The organism is Streptomyces sp. TLI_171 (genome assembly GCF_003610255.1).
Taxonomy (GTDB): domain Bacteria; phylum Actinomycetota; class Actinomycetes; order Streptomycetales; family Streptomycetaceae; genus Kitasatospora.
Window position 1 is genome coordinate 7,333,509 of record NZ_RAPS01000001.1, and the last position, 17,174, is coordinate 7,350,682.

General features: G+C 73.9%; 19 protein-coding genes. 14 read left to right on the top strand and 5 right to left on the bottom strand.

Annotated elements, in window-relative coordinates:
- Positions 1-202 precede the first annotated feature (202 nt).
- The gene (locus tag BX266_RS32660) at positions 203-529 is read right to left on the bottom strand and encodes a hypothetical protein (protein ID WP_180290700.1); all 327 of its coding nucleotides are present in this window, start codon (positions 527-529) and stop codon (positions 203-205) included.
- Positions 530-803: 274 nt separating this feature from the next.
- On the opposite strand from BX266_RS32660, the gene BX266_RS32665 reads away from it, so the two are divergent.
- A complete protein-coding gene (locus BX266_RS32665; RefSeq protein ID WP_099905816.1) occupies positions 804-1,409 on the top strand; it encodes a TetR/AcrR family transcriptional regulator in 606 nt (201 codons plus the stop codon).
- A 136-nt stretch (positions 1,410-1,545) separates the two neighbouring features.
- On the top strand, positions 1,546-2,016 hold the full coding sequence (locus tag BX266_RS32670) for a hypothetical protein (protein ID WP_099905818.1): 471 nt from the start codon (positions 1,546-1,548) through the stop codon (positions 2,014-2,016).
- Between the two features lie 62 nt (positions 2,017-2,078).
- Here BX266_RS32670 and BX266_RS32675 read toward each other — a convergent pair whose 3' ends face one another.
- Complete coding sequence (locus BX266_RS32675) at positions 2,079-2,477, bottom strand: PTS-dependent dihydroxyacetone kinase phosphotransferase subunit DhaM (RefSeq protein WP_099905820.1); 399 nt, start codon at positions 2,475-2,477, stop codon at positions 2,079-2,081.
- 148 nt (positions 2,478-2,625) lie between these two features.
- Between BX266_RS32675 and dhaK the strand changes: the two genes are divergently transcribed.
- The 5 genes from dhaK (at position 2,626) to BX266_RS32700 (ending at position 7,722) form a co-directional block, all read left to right on the top strand.
- Entirely contained in the window at positions 2,626-3,621 is a 996-nt protein-coding gene (gene dhaK / locus BX266_RS32680; protein WP_099905822.1) for a dihydroxyacetone kinase subunit DhaK, read from the top strand.
- A 57-nt stretch (positions 3,622-3,678) separates the two neighbouring features.
- Positions 3,679-4,275: a dihydroxyacetone kinase subunit DhaL gene (gene dhaL, locus BX266_RS32685; RefSeq protein ID WP_099908578.1), complete on the top strand. Its 597-nt coding sequence runs from the start codon at positions 3,679-3,681 to the stop codon at positions 4,273-4,275.
- 180 nt (positions 4,276-4,455) lie between these two features.
- A complete protein-coding gene (locus BX266_RS32690) occupies positions 4,456-5,298 on the top strand; it encodes a nitrilase-related carbon-nitrogen hydrolase (protein WP_099905824.1) in 843 nt (280 codons plus the stop codon).
- Between the two features lie 3 nt (positions 5,299-5,301).
- Positions 5,302-6,690 carry a dihydropyrimidinase gene (hydA, locus tag BX266_RS32695; protein ID WP_099905826.1) on the top strand — a complete coding sequence of 463 codons (1,389 nt, stop codon included), beginning with the start codon at positions 5,302-5,304 and terminating at the stop codon, positions 6,688-6,690.
- 33 nt (positions 6,691-6,723) lie between these two features.
- Positions 6,724-7,722: a TIGR03842 family LLM class F420-dependent oxidoreductase gene (locus BX266_RS32700; RefSeq protein ID WP_099905828.1), complete on the top strand. Its 999-nt coding sequence runs from the start codon at positions 6,724-6,726 to the stop codon at positions 7,720-7,722.
- Between the two features lie 22 nt (positions 7,723-7,744).
- Here the strand turns inward: BX266_RS32700 and BX266_RS32705 are convergent, their stop codons facing one another.
- Complete coding sequence (locus tag BX266_RS32705; protein WP_099905830.1) at positions 7,745-8,587, bottom strand: NAD(P)H-binding protein; 843 nt, start codon at positions 8,585-8,587, stop codon at positions 7,745-7,747.
- Between the two features lie 146 nt (positions 8,588-8,733).
- Between BX266_RS32705 and BX266_RS32710 the strand changes: the two genes are divergently transcribed.
- The 3 genes from BX266_RS32710 (at position 8,734) to BX266_RS32720 (ending at position 12,111) form a co-directional block, all read left to right on the top strand.
- Positions 8,734-9,255 (top strand): MarR family winged helix-turn-helix transcriptional regulator, encoded by a 522-nt coding sequence (locus BX266_RS32710; RefSeq protein ID WP_099905832.1) that lies wholly within the window; start codon positions 8,734-8,736, stop codon positions 9,253-9,255.
- A 153-nt stretch (positions 9,256-9,408) separates the two neighbouring features.
- Positions 9,409-9,888: a macro domain-containing protein gene (locus tag BX266_RS32715; RefSeq protein WP_099908580.1), complete on the top strand. Its 480-nt coding sequence runs from the start codon at positions 9,409-9,411 to the stop codon at positions 9,886-9,888.
- Positions 9,889-9,936: 48 nt separating this feature from the next.
- The gene (locus BX266_RS32720; protein WP_099905834.1) at positions 9,937-12,111 is read left to right on the top strand and encodes a TerD family protein; all 2,175 of its coding nucleotides are present in this window, start codon (positions 9,937-9,939) and stop codon (positions 12,109-12,111) included.
- A gap of 299 nt (positions 12,112-12,410) precedes the next feature.
- Here BX266_RS32720 and BX266_RS32725 read toward each other — a convergent pair whose 3' ends face one another.
- Positions 12,411-13,355, bottom strand: coding sequence for a LysR family transcriptional regulator (locus BX266_RS32725; RefSeq protein WP_099905836.1), 945 nt, complete (start codon positions 13,353-13,355; stop codon positions 12,411-12,413).
- A gap of 101 nt (positions 13,356-13,456) precedes the next feature.
- Here BX266_RS32725 and BX266_RS32730 point away from each other — a divergent pair, with 101 nt between their 5' ends.
- The 4 genes from BX266_RS32730 to BX266_RS32745 all read left to right on the top strand — a co-directional run bounded on the left by BX266_RS32730 (position 13,457) and on the right by BX266_RS32745 (position 16,596).
- A complete protein-coding gene (locus BX266_RS32730; RefSeq protein ID WP_099905838.1) occupies positions 13,457-14,191 on the top strand; it encodes an SDR family oxidoreductase in 735 nt (244 codons plus the stop codon).
- Positions 14,192-14,522: 331 nt separating this feature from the next.
- Complete coding sequence (locus BX266_RS32735) at positions 14,523-15,098, top strand: helix-turn-helix domain-containing protein (protein ID WP_180290702.1); 576 nt, start codon at positions 14,523-14,525, stop codon at positions 15,096-15,098.
- Positions 15,099-15,198: 100 nt separating this feature from the next.
- A complete protein-coding gene (locus BX266_RS32740; protein ID WP_099905840.1) occupies positions 15,199-16,092 on the top strand; it encodes a trans-aconitate 2-methyltransferase in 894 nt (297 codons plus the stop codon).
- A gap of 69 nt (positions 16,093-16,161) precedes the next feature.
- The gene (locus BX266_RS32745) at positions 16,162-16,596 is read left to right on the top strand and encodes a VOC family protein (RefSeq protein ID WP_099905842.1); all 435 of its coding nucleotides are present in this window, start codon (positions 16,162-16,164) and stop codon (positions 16,594-16,596) included.
- An 87-nt stretch (positions 16,597-16,683) separates the two neighbouring features.
- Here the strand turns inward: BX266_RS32745 and BX266_RS32750 are convergent, their stop codons facing one another.
- A complete protein-coding gene (locus BX266_RS32750) occupies positions 16,684-17,169 on the bottom strand; it encodes a hypothetical protein (protein WP_099905844.1) in 486 nt (161 codons plus the stop codon).
- Positions 17,170-17,174 lie beyond the last annotated feature (5 nt).

The following is a 17,174-nucleotide window of genomic DNA, read 5'->3' on the forward strand; positions in this document are numbered from 1 at the left end:
CGGCGTGGAACATAGCATCCGACCGATCGGACGCTAAACGGTGGCCCGAGGAACGGACACTCCGTCAGCAGCCCTGCCGCCCGCCCGCACCCGGCGGTGCCCGGGCGAGGGCCCGGCACCGCCTCCGTGCCGGGCCCCGTCCGTGCTCGCCGAGCCGCTCGCCCGGTCGCTCGCCGGGTCGCTCGCCGAGTTGCTCGCCGGGTCAGGAGCGGCGGCCCCGACGGACCAGCCACACCACCAGGGCGATCCCCAGGACCACCAGGATCACCACCACCAGGAACGCGATCAGGCCGCCCTTGGACTTCTTCTTCTTCGACTTGCTCTTGCTCTTCGCCAACTGGGTCGTGGCCTGCGCCCGCTGCCCGGTCGGCGCCGCGGCCTGCGCGCCCGCCGCCGGCGCCGCCGGGGCCTGCTGCACGGACGCGGCCGCGGCGGTGCGCGGCGCGGCCGCCGCCGACCCGGTCGCCAGCGTGGCGCCGCCGCCCGCCAGCGCCAGCGCGAGCAGCACTCCTGCCAGACGTGTTCTCATCGTCCCAACCTCTCTCCCGCCCGGCCCCCGCGGCCCTGCGACCGGCTCACTGTGGCAGGCTCCGACCGCACCGAGACAGGGGGGCGGCACGGGCCGTTCCGAGACTGTGACGGTGTAACAGCACCGCGTCACCCGGCCGACCGGCCCCCGAGTCGAACGCCGACCGCCCGCCGGACGGACGGGGCGCCCCATTCCGGGCCGGGCACGCCGTAGGATTCCCGGCCGGGGCGCCGACCGGAGCGCCCGCCAGCGCACGGACGGCGGAGGAGGACCGATGAGCCCGCGCAGCACGGTGGCCGAGGCCCGCCGGACCAAGGCCCGGATCATCGACCGCAGCATCGCCCTCGCCTCCGTCGACGGACTGGAAGGCCTCACCATAGGGCGGCTCGCCACCGACCTCGGACTGAGCAAGGCCGGGGTGCTGGGCCACTTCGGCACCAAGGAAGCGCTCCAACTCGCCACCCTGGAACGGGCCTCCGCCCTGTTCACCACCCTGGTCTGGGACCCGGCGGCCGGCAGCGAACCGGGCCTGCGCCGGCTCCGCGCGGTCTGCGAGAGCTGGATCGCCTACCTGGAACACGCCCGCGAGGTCTTCCCCGGCGGCTGCCTGTTCACCACCGCCGCCGTCGAGTTCGACGCCCACGACGGCCCGGTCCGCCGCAACCTGGCCCGCCTGCTGCTGGTCTGGCGCCGCCGCCTGGCCGGCGAGGTCCGGCTGGCCGTCGACGCCGGCGACCTGCCCGCCGACACCGATCCCGAGCAGATCGTCCACGAGCTCACCGGCATCTACCTGGCTCTCAACCAGGCCCTCCAACTCCTCCGCGACCCCCTCGCCCCCACCCGCACCCGCCGCGCCCTCGCCCGCCTCCTCCCGGCCTGAGCGCGCCTCGCCACGGCTCGGCCGGGCCGCGCGGACGCACCTGGTGACAGCGGGCCGCACGGAAACCCGGTGACAGCCCGGCGGGCGGATGGCAGGGTGGCCCGCATGATCAGCCGTGCCGACGGCCGAAAGGCCGATGCCGCGTAACCGCCCGCGCGCACTGCGCGCCAGGACGCCCGCCCCGCGCGGGTGGACGGAGACCGCACCGCTGCGGATCCACGGCCTCTCCCCGGCCACCAGCCTGGAGGTCCACCGCGTCGAGCGGCACCACCCGAGCTTCTGCGTGAAGGCCGGGGCCACGGCGCTCGCCCTGCGGCGCTACCGCTCGTTCCTGCGGCCGTTCGGCGGCCGACCGCTGTACCCGCGGGAGTCCTGGTGCAGCGCCTGCCCCGGCTGCAACGCCGTCGACGACGTCCGCCACTCCAGGGACGTGCTGCACGAGGTGCTGCAGCACCTGCCGCCCCGCGCCCGCGCCGAACTCGCCCGCTGCGTCCGACCGTTGGACCAGGAGCTGCGCCGCCGCACGCTCCCCGACCCGTTCGCGCCCGGGCACCGGGGCGGCGATCCGTGGTGGTACCGCCGGCTGGCCGAGCCACCCTGGGGTTGAGACCCCGTCAGGGCCGCGCACGGGCTGCCGGAGGACCAGGCCCGGCGTGCCACGGGGAGGCGTCAGCGTTTGCGGAACTCCCGGGCCTGCGCCGCCGCGGCCACCACCTCGGCCAGCGGCGCCCCCGCGGCGGCCGCGACGGCGGCCGCCACCGCGCCCTCGACGAAGGGGGCGTCGGCCAGGACGGCGCCCGCCACGCTCCCCGCGGGAAGGCCGGCCAGCACCGCCTTGGTGGTGAGCACCGCGCTGCCCAGGTCCGCGAGGAGCACCACGCCCGCGCCGCGGTCCGCGGCGGCGATCGCCCCCGCCGTCCGCGCGGAGCTGGTGCCGAGCCCGCCGTCCTCGTCGCCCGCCGCGGCCACCACCGGTACCCCGGCCGCCAGTTGGGACAGCAGCTCGCGCAGCCCCGCCGCCAGCAGCGCACTGTGCGAGACCAGGACCAGGCCGACCGGACCGCTCATGCGGGGGAGCGTACTGCCGCCGCCGCGCTCCGACCGGGCAGGACGGGCGGCGCGCGCGTGTCGCAGAACGGCGGGTCGGGACGCGAGCTGAGGTAGCGTCAGCCCGGTCCGGAGGAAGGACAGCGGCCTACGTGAAGAAGCAGGTCACGTGAAGAAGCTGATCAACAGCCCCGGGACGGTGGTGGACGACGCGCTGGCCGGCCTCGCCGCCGCGCACCCCGGCCTGGCGGTGGACCGCGAACTAGGGCTGGTCACCCGCGCGGTGCGGCCCGCCCGCCGGAAGGTGGCGCTGGTGTCGGGCGGCGGCTCCGGCCACGAACCGCTGCACGTCGGCTTCGTGGGACCCGGCATGCTGGACGCCGCCTGCCCCGGCGAGGTGTTCACCTCGCCCTCGGCGGACCGGATCCTGGCCGCCGCCCTGGCCGTCGACAACGGCGCGGGCGTGCTGTTCGTGGTGAAGAACTACACCGGCGACGTGCTGAACTTCCGGCTGGCCGCCGAACTCGCCGCCGAGGCGGGCCTGCGGGTCGCCACCGTGCTGGTGGACGACGACGTCGCCGTCACCGACCCGGGTGCCGGAGCGGGCCGGCGGGGCACCGGCGCCACCGTCCTGGTGCACAAGATCTGCGGCGCGCTGGCCGAGCGCGGCGCCGCACTGGACGAGGTCCGCGCCGTGGGGGAGCAGGTCAACGCGGCCTCCCGGTCCTTCGCGATCGCGCTCACCGCCGCCACCAACCCCGCGGTCGGGCGGCCCGGGTTCGACCTCGCCGAGGACGAGATCGAGGTCGGCGTCGGCATCCACGGCGAGCCCGGCCGCCGCCGCGACCGGCTCCGCCCCGCCGCGGAGCTCGCCGCCACCGCCGTCGACGCCGTCCTCGCCGAGCAGCACCTCGCCGCGGGCGACCAGGTCATCTGCCTGGTCAACGGCCTCGGCGGCACCCCGCTGCTGGAGCTGTACGTCCTCTGCGCCGCCGTCGCCGACCGCCTCGCCGGCCGCGGCATCGCGCTCGCCCGCACCCTGGTCGGCAACTACGTCACCAGCCTCGACATGGCCGGCTTCTCGCTCACCCTGACCCGCGCCGACCCCGCCCTGCTGGACCTGTGGGACGCCCCGGCCGAGACGCCCGCGCTGACCCGGAGGTGACGGACCGTGGGCAGTGAAGGCGCCGTCGCCCTCGACACCGCGCTCGCCGGAGCCTGGATGCGGGCCGCCGCCGCGGCGGTCGAGGCGCACGAGCAGCAGCTCGCGGACCTCGACACCGCGATCGGCGACGGCGACCACGGCAGCAACCTGCGGCGCGGGTTCGCCGCCGCCGTGACCGCGCTGGACGCGGCCGACCCGTCGAGCCCCGGCGCGGTGCTGGCCACCGTCGGGAGCACGCTGCTGGCCAAGGTCGGCGGCGCGTCGGGTCCGCTGTACGGGCAGGCGTTCCGGGGCGCCGGGGCCGAACTCCCGCCGCAGTCCGGGCCGGGCGACCTGGCGGACGCGCTCGCGGTGGGCCTCGCCGCCGTCCGCGAGCTGGGCGGGGCGGAACCCGGCGACAAGACGCTCGTCGACGCCTTCGGCCCGGCCGTCGACGCGCTGCGCGCCGCGGCGGACGCCGGCCGCGCCCTCGCCGCGGCGGCCGGGGCGGCGGCGGAGGCCGCCGAGGCCGGGGCCCGCGCCACCACCCCGCTGCAGGCCCGGCGCGGCCGCGCCTCCTACGTCGGTGCGCGCAGCATCGGCCACCAGGACCCGGGTGCCACCTCCACCGCGCTGATCTTCCGGGCGCTGGCGGAGGTCAGCGCCGAGGACTGAGCACCGTACGCGTCCGATCAGCGGGGCGACAAAAAGAAAAGCCGACGGTCATCGGTTCGCCGAATTTCTCCTTACTCCCGCGTGGCACACACCCATTCGCTGCACAGCTCCTAGTCTCAACGGTCTACAGCGCCATCCGCTGTCACCTGCGAGAGTGCCTTCGAGCCGAGGAGTACGGCCATGAGTCGTGTCGTCAGGGCTGCCCTGTTCCAGACCGCGTGGACGGGCGACAAGGAAACCATGCTGGCCGCCCACGAGAAGGCCGCCCGGGACGCCGCCGCGCAGGGCGCGAAGATCATCGGATTCCAGGAGGTGTTCAACGCTCCGTACTTCTGCCAGGTGCAGGAGCCGGAGCACTACGGCTGGGCCGAGCCCGTCCCCGACGGGCCCACCGTGCAGCGGATGCGCGCCCTCGCCCGGGAACTCGGCATCGTGATCGTCGCGCCCGTGTACGAGATCGAGAAAGCCGGTTTCTACTACAACACCGCCGCCGTGATCGACGCCGACGGCAGCTATCTCGGCAAGTACCGCAAGCACCACATCCCGCAGGTGCACGGATTCTGGGAGAAGTACTACTTCAAGCCCGGAAACCTCGGCTGGCCGGTCTTCGACACCGCGGTCGGAAAGGTCGGCGTGTACATCTGCTACGACCGGCACTTCCCCGAGGGCTGGCGCGCGCTCGGCCTGGCCGGCGCGGAGATCGTGTACAACCCGTCGGCCACCAGTCGCGGCCTGTCGGCCTACCTGTGGCAGCTGGAACAGCCCGCGGCGGCCGTCGCCAACGAGTACTTCGTCGCCGCGATCAACCGGGTCGGCGTCGAGGAGTACGGCGACGACGACTTCTACGGCACCAGCTACTTCGTCGACCCGCGCGGCCAGTTCGTCGGTGAGGTCGCCTCCGACAAGCGCGAGGAACTCGTGGTCCGCGACCTCGACCTCGACGTGATCGACCAAGTCCGCCGGCAGTGGGCGTTCTACCGGGACCGCCGACCCGACGCCTACGGCCCGCTCACCGAGGGCTGAGCCGTGACCCGGACCCTGATCACCGGCGGGCTCGTCATCACCGCCGCCGACGAGACCCGCGCCGACCTGCTGATCGAGGACGGCCGGATCGTCGCGCTCGCCCTGCCGGGCAGCCAGCACTGGAACGCGGACCGGGTGTTCGACGCCACCGGGAAGTACGTCATCCCCGGCGGCGTGGACGCCCACACCCACATGGAGCTGCCGTTCGGCGGCACCTTCGCCTCCGACACCTTCGAGACCGGCACCCGCGCCGCCGCCTGGGGCGGCACCACCACCATCGTCGACTTCGCCGTCCAGACCAAGGGCTCCTCGCTGCGCGCCGGACTCGACGCCTGGCACGCCAAGGCCGACGGCAACTGCGCGATCGACTACGGCTTCCACATGATCATGTCGGACGTCAACCAGTCCTCGCTGCGCGAGCTGCCCGGGCTGATCGGTGAAGGCATCACCTCGTTCAAGCTGTTCATGGCCTACCCGGGCGTCTTCTACTCCGACGACGGCCAGATCCTGCGCGCCATGCAGCAGGCCGGCGAGACCGGCGGGCTGATCATGATGCACGCCGAGAACGGCCCCGCCATCGACGTGCTGGTCGAACAGGCGCTGGCCCGCGGCGAGACCGACCCCCGGTACCACGGCGAGGTCCGCAAGGCGCTGCTGGAGGCCGAGGCCACCCACCGGGCCGTCCAGCTCGCCCGGGTCGCCGACTGCCCGCTGTACGTGGTGCACGTCTCCGCCCGCGAGGCGCTGGCCGAACTCGCCGCCGCCCGCGACCAGGGACTGCCGGTGTTCGGCGAGACCTGCCCGCAGTACCTGTTCCTGTCGACCGACAACCTGGCCGAGCCCGGCTTCGAAGGCGCCAAGTACGTCTGCTCGACGCCGCTGCGGCCCGAGGAACACCAGGCGGCGCTCTGGCGCGGGCTGCGCACCGACGACCTGCAGGTGGTCTCCACCGACCACTGCCCGTTCTGCTTCAAGGGGCAGAAGGAACTCGGCCGCGGCGACTTCTCGAAGATCCCCAACGGCCTGCCGGGCGTGGAGCACCGGATGGACCTGCTCCACCAGGCCGTGGTGGAGGGCCACCTGACGCGCCGTCGGTGGATCGAGCTCGCGTGCGCCGCGCCCGCCCGGATGTTCGGCCTCTACCCGCGAAAGGGCACCCTGGCGCCGGGCTCGGACGCCGACGTGGTGATCTACGACCCGGAGGCCACCCAGATCCTGGCGGCCGCCACCCACCACATGAACGTCGACTACTCGGCGTACGAGGGCAAGGCCGTCACCGGCCGGGTCGAGACCGTGCTCTCCCGCGGCGAGGTCGTCCTCGACCGCGGCGACTACCTCGGCCGGCCCGGGCACGGCACCTTCCTGCCCCGCTCCTCCTGCCAGTACCTCTGACTGCCCGCCCATCCCGAACCGGAGAGCTTCGCTGTGGATTTCGGACTCGTCCTGCAGACCGACCCGCCGGCCTCGAAGGTCGTCGAGCTGATGCGCCGCGCCGAACAGCGCGGATTCCGCTACGGCTGGACCTTCGATTCCGCCGTGCTCTGGCAGGAACCCTTTGTGATCTACAGTCAGATCCTGGCGCAGACCGAGCGCCTGCACGTCGGCACGATGGTCACCAACCCCGGCACCCGCGCCTGGGAGGTCACCGCCTCCACCTTCGCCACCCTCAACGACATGTTCGGCAACCGGACCGTGTGCGGCATCGGCCGCGGCGACTCCGCGATGCGGGTGGCCGGCCGGCGGCCCAACACCCTGGCGCGGCTCGGCGAGGCCATCGACGTCATCCGCGACCTCGCCGAGGGCCGGGAAGCGGAGGTGGACGGCAACCCGATCCGGATCCCGTGGATCGAGGACGGGCGGCTGCCCGTCTGGATGGCCGCCTACGGACCCAAGGCCCTGGCGCTCGCCGGGCAGAAGGCCGACGGGTTCATCCTGCAACTGGCCGACCCCTTCCTCACCGAGTGGATGGTCAAAGCGGTGCGCCGGGCCGCCGAGGAGGCCGGCCGCGACCCCGCGGCCATCACCGTCTGCGTCGCCGCGCCCGCCTACGTCGGCGAGGACCTCGCCCACGCCCGGGAACAGTGCCGCTGGTTCGGCGGCATGGTCGGAAACCACGTCGCCGACCTGGTCGCCAAGTACGGCGAGCACTCCGAACTCGTCCCCGAGGAGCTCACCGCCTACATCAAGGACCGCCACGGCTACGACTACAGCCACCACGGCCGGGCCGGGAACCCGTCCACCGACTTCGTGCCCGACGGCATCGTGGACCGGTTCTGCCTGCTCGGCCCGGCCTCGGCGCACGTGGCGAAGCTGCGCGCGCTCCAGGAGCTCGGGGTGGACCAGTTCGCGGTGTACGCGATGCACGACGCGCGGGAGGCGACGATCGACACCTACGGGGCCGAGGTGATCCCGGCGCTGAGCTGAGCCTGCCGGCGCCGGCTGCCGGTCAGTTCACCGTGAACGCCTCCGCGTGCTCGGTCGCCCACTGGCGGAAGGTCCGCTCGGGGCGGCCGAGCAGGGTGCGGGTGGTGTCGCCGACGGCGGCCGGGCCGGCGCTGGCGGAGGCCCAGTAGGAGAGCAGCGACTCGACGAAGTCGGCGGGCATGAAGCGGCCCAACTGCTCCGCCGCCTCGGCCCGGCCGATCGTCTCCACCCGGACCTCCCGACCCAGCACCTCCGCCAGCACGCCGAGCTGCGCGCGCAGCGTCAGCGACTCGCCGCCGGTGACGGTGACGGCGCGGCCCCGCAGCTCCGGACCGGTGAGCGCCGCGAAGGCGACATCCGCCACGTCGTCCGGATGGACGACCGCCAACTGTGCCTCCGGATAGGCGAGTTCGACGGGCAGGCCGTGGCGGATCTGCCCGGCCCAGCCGAGCGCGTTGCTGGCGAAGGAATCGGCGCGCAGCAGCGTGCACGGCAGGCCGGAGGCGAGCAGGGCCCGCTCCACCGCCAGGTTGTGCGCCCCGAGCGGATCCTCGGCGGCGCCGGACGACAGCACCGAACTGGAGGAGAGCAGCACCACCTGCTCCACCCCCGCGGTGCGGGCCGCCGCGACGAAGGCGTCGACGCCCGCGGGCTCCGGATACAGGAAGACCTGGCGGACGCCCCGGAGCGCCGCCGCGAAGGTCTCGGGCCGGCCGAGCACCAGCTCGACCGGCTCCACGCCGGCCGGGACGGACAGCTCGCCGGGCTCGGCGCTCCCCGCGCGAACGGGCAGGCCGGCAGCGTGCAGGCGGTCGAGGACGGCGCGGCCGACCCGGCCGCGAGCGCCGGTGACGAGAACGGTCATGGGAACCCCCGATGAAAGAGAGCGGACAGGCCGCGGGCAGGCTGCCGAGCGGCGACGACACATGCATGCTGTCATGCATGTAATTGCTCGGCAACATCTTTTTGCGCCGCCGCACGCATCCGCCGCGGGCAACTACCATGGGGCGCATGACGAAGAAGGACTGGCCGCACGACGCCCGCCCGTCGCAGGCCGCGCCCGGCCCGACGGCGAACGAACTGCTCGACGCGGTCGGCCCGGCCTTCGGCAAGCTGCGCCGCACCTCGCTGCTGGAGGTCGAGCACCCGATCTCCGCCAAGGACCTCAGCCGCACCCTGGTGCTCAACCTCGTCCTGGAGCACACCCGGGACTCGGCCAAGGAGGTCACCGTCGGCGCGATCGCCGAACTCCTCGCCGTCGACCCCTCGGTGGCCAGCCGGATGGTCACCGACAACATCAACGCCGGCTACCTGCTGCGCGCCGCCTCCCAGCAGGACGGCCGCCGCACCGTGCTCCGCCTCAGCCCCGCGGGCACCGAACTGATGGCCCGGTTCCGCCGCCACCAGCGCTCCGCGTTCGAGTACATCACCGCGGACTGGGCCGAGGACGACCGGCTGGAGTTCGCCCGCCTGATGCTCAAGTACGTCGACTCGCTCGACCGCCTGAACGACCGCCGGCGCACCGGCGTGTGACCGGGACGGCGACACCCCGCTCCCGATCGGCGACCCGGCCCGGCGGACCGTCGACCCGTCCGGTCGGCAGCACGAGTAGGACCGGCCGGACGTGCGGGCGTCGAGCAGGGACGAGGTGGTCCGCTGTCGGCGCCGCCTGCGACGATGCCGGACATGGCCGAGTCGATCGAGTACGTGCACGGGGACGCCACCGCCCCGCAGGGCAAGGGCGTCCGCATCATCGCGCACGTCTGCAACGACCTCGGCGGCTGGGGCAAGGGCTTCGTCCTCGCCCTGTCCCGCCGCTGGCCCGAACCCGAGGCGGCGTACCGCCGCTGGCACCGCGAACGGGCCGGCAACGACTTCGGCCTCGGCGCCGTCCAACTCGTCCAGGTCTCCCCGTACCTGTGGGTCGCCAACCTGGTCGGCCAGCGCGGCATCCGCACGGGCCGCTCCACCGGCGCCCCCGTCCGCTACGAGGCGATCGACACCGCCCTCGCCACCCTGGCCGCCGAAGCCCGCCGCCTCGGCGCCTCGGTCCACATGCCCCTGATCGGCTGCGGCCTGGCCGGCGGCCGCTGGGAGCGGGTCGAACCGCTGATCACCGCCCGCCTGACCGCCAAGGGCATCCCGGTCACGGTCTACGACCACTGAGCGGGAATCCGGGTGCGGCGGGGCGGCGGGCTCTGCGAGCATGCCCGCATGGTGCAGTCCCTGATTCCGCTGGTGGTACGCCACACCCACCGTCTTCCCGTCCCCGCCGGTCCGCGTGGCGAAGGGGCGGCGGCGGCCCGGCAGTTCGACGTCGCGCTGATGTCGGTGGGGTTCAAGCTGTCGAGCGACCTGCTGGCGCGGCTGTCGTGCTGCCCGGAGCCGCAGGTGCGCGAGCTGGCCGGCGAAACCCTGGCCACCGTGCGGGAGTTGGTCGGCGACCACGTCCGGCACAACAGCTACTTCGTGGACTTCCCGCGCAACGTGCCCGACACCGTGGAGTTCTGGCTCGACTGCCTGGCCGAGGCGCTCGCCGACAAGCCGCGCCGCGAGGCGACCCTGATCCGGCTGTGGAACGGAGCCGTCGACCTGCTGCAGCTGCCCCGCTACGGCCGCTACCAGCACAGCTTCGAGCAACTGACGGCCGCGCACCAGGAGTTCATCGCGGGCGCGGGCGACCGGGTGACGGTGCTGCACCTGGGCGGCGAGCCCGAGCAGGAGGTCACCGCGCTGTACCTCGCGCTGGCGGGCAGCAGCACGCCGCTCGGCGAGGAGGCGCTGCGCGACCTCGCGGTGCTCGCCGGGCCGTGCGCCGAGGGCCCGCAGCCCGCGGCGATCCCGGTCCGGGAGAACCGTGCCGTGGTCAACCTGGCGCGGCTGAAGGCCGGTTCGGGCCTGCTGCTGGACACCGTCACCGACGTGCTCCGGCTGGCCTGCGCGCTCTCCGGCGGCGACGTCACCCTCGCCACGCCGACCCGCTTCCGGACGATGTCCCGGCCGGCCCGCCGCGCCCTGCTCGCCGGGCTGGACGCGCTGGTCTCCGACCGCCCCGGCAAGCTCGCCGACGTGCTGACCCGCCGGGAGGCGTTCAAGCGGCTGGGCGAGCGCCTGCATCCGCACGAGTACCCGCAGTGGCCGCACGCCGCCTCGGTGTTCGCGGCGGCCCGTGGCGAACTGACGGTCCGCACCGCGGAGAGCCGGGTGGAGGAACTGCTGGCCGCCGGGGACGTGCTGGCCGCCACCGAGCTGCTGGCCGCGACGCCGGGCAGGCTGCTGCGCGCGCTGGACCGCCTGCTGCGCGGCTGCCGCACCGAGGAGGAGCGGGCGGCCGTGGTCGCCGCGGTCGAACGCGCCGCCCCCGAGGCGTCCGGGCGGCTACTGCTCTCGCTCCGCGAACACCTGCAGAACCGCTACCCGGGCGGCGAAGCCCAGCGGCTGTTCGTCAACCGGCACGCCCGGGCCAAGGTCCTCGCCGACACCCGCCCGCCGCTGCCGACCGCCGAACGCCTGCGCCTGATGGCGGTGCTGGACGCCGAGACCGCCCGTCGCCTCCCCGCGGGCCCGCGCCGCCTGCTGGTCGACCCGGACCTGCTGGACGTCGCGCTCCCGCTCAGCGGCAAGGCCACCGCGGCCGGCCTCGGCGTGCTGCCGCGCGGTTCGCTGACGCCGGTCCGCGGCGAGCTGCTGCGCTTCTTCGTGTACTGGAAGCAGCGCGGTGCCCGCGCCGACTTCGACCTGTCCGCGCTGATGCTGAACGCCGACTTCGACGACCCCACCTGGCTGTCGTACACCGAGCTCAGCTCGGTGGCCGGCGAGCACTCCGGGGACATCACCGAAGCACCGGACGGTGCCTCGGAGTTCATCGATCTGAAGCTGTCCGCGGTGCCCGGCTCGTTCATCGTTCCGCAGGTCAACGTCTACGCGGGCGAGAACTTCGAGCAGGTCGAGGAGTCGCTGTTCGGCTGGATGCTGCGCGAGACCGAGCAGCTCGGCCTGCCCTTCGAGGCCCGCACGGTGCGGATGAAGTCCGCGCTGCGCGGCCCCGGCCGGGTCGCGCTGCCCCTGGCCTTCGAGCAGTGGGGCGACGGCGTCTGGTCCGCCCGGTGGCTGCAGCTCCACCTGCGCGGCAACCCCGACGCCAACCGGGTCGAGAACAACCGGGCCACGGTCGCCGACCTGCTGCGGGCCGCCGTCGGCCGCCAGTACCTGACGGTCCGCCACCTGGTCGACCTGATGGCCGGGCAGGGTGCGAGCGTGACGCTCTGGGACGGCGAGCGGCTGCCGGCGGAACCGGTCTGCTTCCTCGGCCTGGACCGCCCCGACGGGCTGCACCCCGACTCACAGGTGATCACCCCGGAAAACCTGCGCGAGCTGATCCCGGCCTAGTGCTAACGTGAGGGCCCGGCGAGGCCATGAACGGGCTTCCTTCTCCTTTCCTCCAACGAAATCAGCCCGTTCGCTCTCCTCGCCGCCGACTTCCGGCCGGGGTGCCTCCCGAAGGCACCTCGGCTTCGTCGTGCCGGGCCGCCGCGAACACCGAGGCGGACCGCCGACAGGGTCTCGGGCCGGACGCTCGCCGTCAGGCCGGTGTCAGGCTGTCGAATCCCGGGCCAGCCGCTCGTCCAGCAGCGCCCGTCCCCGCGCCGCGCCTCCCAGCCGACGAAGGCGACCGCCACCGTGCGGAGTCAGGCACCGGGGGCGCGGCCGGCTCCGGAGGGCGTGGTTCCGGTCCGGGGCGGTGCCAGAGTGAGGGGGCCGAGTTCGGCGGCGGTGCGGGCGAGGGCGTGCAGGGCGGGGTCGTCGGTGGCGGAGCGCCAGGTGAGGGCGAAGCGCAGGGGCGGGGCGTCGTGGACGGGGAGGAAGACGATCCCCGGTGGCCGGTTGTAGCGGGCGGCGATCTCGCCCAGCGGGTGGACGCAGCGCCCGGCGGCGGTCAGCGAGAGGATCTCGTGCAGGGTCCGCGCGCTCGGCCCGCGCGGCACCCGTCGGCCGAGCGGAGTGCGCAGCGGCACCAGGGCGTCGACCCAGTAGTCGGGGGCATCGGGGCCGAAGTCCGCGACGTGGTTGTCCGCCAGGTCCTCCAGCGTGGCGCTGCCGCGCTCGGCGAGCGGGTGGTCGGCGGCGACCGCCAGGACCCGTCCGGTGATCAGGACGGTGGGGCCGACGGTGAGGTCGGGTTCGGCGACCGGCAGCCACAGCACGTTGGCGTCGTGGTCCCCGCTGCGCAGGGCGGTGAACGGGTCGCAGCCGTTGACCTCGGCGAACTCGATGTCGCCGCCGGGGTGAGCGGCCCGGAACGCCTCGACCAGCGGCCGCAGTTCGTATCCGGCGTGGCCGAACACGCCCACCCGCAAGGTCCGTTCCGGGCCCGGACCGGCGGCTCGGGCGCGGGCCAGCCCGGCGTGCAGCAGGTCGACTGCCTGCTGCAGGTCCTCGCGCAGCCGTCTCCCGACCGGAGTGAGCGCCACCCGCCGGCTGGTGCGGTCGAACAGTGTCACGCCGAGCCTGCGTTCCTGACTGCGGATCGATTGGCTGACCCGGGCCTGCGAGACGTGCAGCCGCTCGGCCGTCCGGCCGAAGTGCAATTCCTCGGCCAGGGTCAGGAAGATCTCGATGTCGCGCAGCTCCATCCATAACCCCCGTGTTATCGACAGGTCGGCGGACTGCCCATTGATCCACTTGCCGACCCGCCGAGATGCTAAACGCGTCACCACGTGAAAGGACAACGGAGATGCGACGGACCTCGGTACTGGTCACCGGAGCCAACAAGGGACTCGGCTACGAAACCGCCCGCCGGCTCGGCGGGTTGGGCTGGACCGTCTTCCTCGGCTCGCGCGACCGGGAACGCGGGCGGGCCGCCGTGGAGAAGCTGGCCGCCGAGGGCGTGGACGCGATCCTGGTCCCGCTGGACGTCACCTCGGAGGAGTCGGTCGCCGGGGCGCTCCGACTCGTCGAGGAGCACACCGACCGGCTCGACGTCCTGGTCAACAACGCCGGCGACCCCGGCCGGATCGTGCCGCCCGCGGACGCCACGGCCGAGGAGGTCCACAGCGCCTTCGACACCAACGTGTACGGGACGATCCGGGTCACCCACGCGTTCCTGCCGCTGCTGCGGGCGGCCGACAACCCCCGGGTGGTGATGGTCTCCAGCGCGGCCGGCTCGTTCGCCGTCGTCACCGACCCGGCGCAGCCCGTCTCCCGGATGCATGAACTCGCCTACACCACCTCCAAGGCGGCGCTCAACATGCTCACCGTCCGCTACGCGCAGGCGCTGCCGGAGATCAAGTTCAACGCCGTCACCCCCGGCGAGGTCGCCAACCGCGCCTTCGCCGCCACCGACATGAACAACAACACCGGCACCCTCACCGTCACCGAGGGCACCGACTCGATCGTCCGGCTCGCCACCATCGGCCCGGACGGCCCCACCGGCACCTTCACCGACCGCCTCGGCCCGGTCGCCTGGTAGCACCCCCTACCCCCGCGCGCCCCTCGTACCGAGAGCCCCCGCGGCTTCCCGGCGTCCCCTCGTGGTCGCCCGGAGGCGCGGGGGCCTCAGATCAAGGCGGGGTCCGTCCGGGTCGAGCAGTGCCCCTGTAGCGCACCATCGATGCGGCGGACGACGCGTTCGAAACCGAGGGCCTCGAACGGGCAGGTCATCGTCGGCAGTCTGCCGCCACCTGGCGGAGACCGGCATGGAGACGATCTACCCCGCCGAGCCGCACCACTTCACGGGACACCACCACGGCGAGGTTGCCGAGGTTCCGCCTCTGATGCGCCTACGGCATACAATCTTGCCCATGACGCATGAAACGGGTGAGCTGGACAGCCTCGTGCGCAAGCGGATCCGCGCACTGCGGGTCGCGCAGGGCTGGTCGCTGGAGGAACTGGCCGGGCGGGCCAACCTGAGCCAGTCCTCGCTGAGCCGGATCGAGAACGGGCAGCGTCGTCTGGCCCTGGACCAACTCGTGACGCTGGCCCGGGCGTTGGACACCACCCTGGACCAGCTGGTGGAGACCGAGACCGAGGACGTGGTGGTGAGTCCGAGGATCGACGCCGCGCACGGCATCATGCGCTGGCCGGTCAAGGGCGACCCGGGCATCAGCGTGATGCGGCAGCGGATGACCGAGCCACCGCCGGAGAACCCGGCCAAGATGCGCGCCCACCCCGGGCGGGAGTGGCTGGTGGTGCTCTCGGGCACCGCGATCCTGATGCTCGGCCACCGCCGGATCCGGATCGCCACCCACCAGGCCGCCGAGTTCCCGACGATGATGCCGCACGCCATCGGCGCGGAGGGCGGCCCGTGCGAGATCCTCGGCATCTTCGACCGCGACGCCCGCCGCGGCCACCAGGCCGGCCGGCCCGGTCAGGGCTGAGCCGCTCCCGGCTTGCGCCTCCCGCAGCACCGGACGCACCTTCCTTGCGCATTCCGGGAGGGTTCCTGCCGCAGGCGCATGCGCTCACTACGGTGACGACATGACCCACGAGCACCCGCAGCACGGCCACGCCCACCAGCACCAGCACGGGAACCGGCCCGCCCACAGCCACCGGCCCGGGGAGGACGACGCCGGGCAGGCCGAGATCCTCGACCTGGACGCCGAGGTGCTGGCCGAGCACACCGCGGCGATCACCGCCTGGCTGCCGCTGGCCGCCGCCCCGCAGCAGATCGTCGACCTCGGCAGCGGCACCGGCGCCGGCACCTTCGCCCTGCTCGACCGCTTCCCCGAGGCGAGCGTGCTCGCCGTCGACGCCTCGCCCGGCCACCTGCTGCGCCTGCGGGAGAAGGCGTGCGCGCTGGGCGTGGACAACCGGGTGCGCACCGTGCAGGCCGACCTGGACGCGGACGGCTGGCCAGACCTCGGCGCGCCCGACCTGGTGTGGGCCTCCGCCTCGGTGCACCACCTGGCCGATCCCGACCGCGCGCTCCGACAGGTCCGTGAACTGCTCGCCCCCGGCGGCCTGTTCGCCCTGGTCGAGCTGTCCGGCTTCCCGCGCTTCCTGCCGGACGACGCCCCTGCGGACCGCCCCGGCCTGGAGGCCCGCTGCCACGCGGCGACCGACCGCCTGCACGCCGAACACGTCCCGCACCGCGGCGCGGACTGGGGGCCGGTGCTGACTGCCGCCGGGTTCGCCCTCGCCGGGGCACGCACGGTCACCGTCGACCTGGACGGCGCGGGCCGGGAGACCGTCGGCCGCTACGCGCTGGCCACCCTGGGCCGGCTCCGAGGTGCCGTCGCCGAGACGCTGGACGCCGCGGACCTGGCCGCGCTGGACCGCCTGCTGGACGCGGACGGACCGGACAGCATCGCCCGCCGCGGCGACCTCGTCGTCCGCACCGAACGCCAGGTCTGGGCCGCCCGCCGCGCCTGAGCTCCCGTCAGCGCATGGCCCTGTCAATATTGTGGGACTTCAGCCGCGGCCTGGCGCTATCGTGACGGGATGCCAACGATCAAGAAGGTTCAGATCACCTTTGACTGTGCGGAACCGCGCCGTGTCGCGGCCTTCTGGTGCGAGGTGCTGGGCTACGTCATGCCCGAGCCCCCCGAGGGCTTCGCCAGTTGGGAAGAGGCCGAGGCCGATCTGCCGCGCGAGAAGCAGGGCGCCTGGGCCGTCGCCGCCGACCCGACCGGCGAGGGCCCGCGGATGTACTTCCAGCGCGTCCCTGAGGGCAAGGTGGTCAAGAACCGCGTCCACGTGGACGTCCGGGTCGTCACCGGCCTGGTCGGCGCGGAACGCCTCGCGGGCCTGGAGGCCGAGGCCGCCCGGCTGGAGAAGCTCGGCGCCACCCGCGGGCAACTGCTGCTCGCCGACGAGGAGAACGAGTCCTGCCAGGTGATGCAGGACATCGAGGGCAACGAGTTCTGCCTCGACTGAAGCCTCCTCGCCAACGGTTGGCGGTGCGCCGGCCGTGGTCCGCACGGGTACGCGCCACCGTTCCGGTCGCGGCCGGGTGACGAACCGTCAGGGCAGGTGGACCGGGATCACCAGGGCCTGGACCGGGAACAGGCAGGTGCCGCGGCTGCAGGCGGCGTAGTCCACCACCACCTCGGCGTCCGTGCCCCCGGTACGCTCGACGGGGAGGGTGAGCGTCACCGGCCCGTCCGGGTAGACCGGCAGCACCGTCTCCAGTCCGGCCGGGACCAGCGTCTCGACGGGACGGTCCGCGTCGGCCGGTCCGGTCGCGCGCAGGCCGCCCCGGACGGACATCCGGGTCGCCGTGCCGAGGCCGTCCGCCCCGCCCGCGGGCAGGTCCTTGCTGTACAGGTGGAAACCGGCCCGCTCCGGCCGGAACCGGACCGCAACCCGGCCGCCGGAGACGACCACCGTCACCTCGACGCCGCTGCGGGCCCGGACGGCGGTGGTCCGGTCCGCGGCCGTCCCGGCCGGGAGGTCACCGGCCGTCAGACCGACCGCCGGGAGCAGCAGGGCGACCGCCGACAGCCGCACCGCCG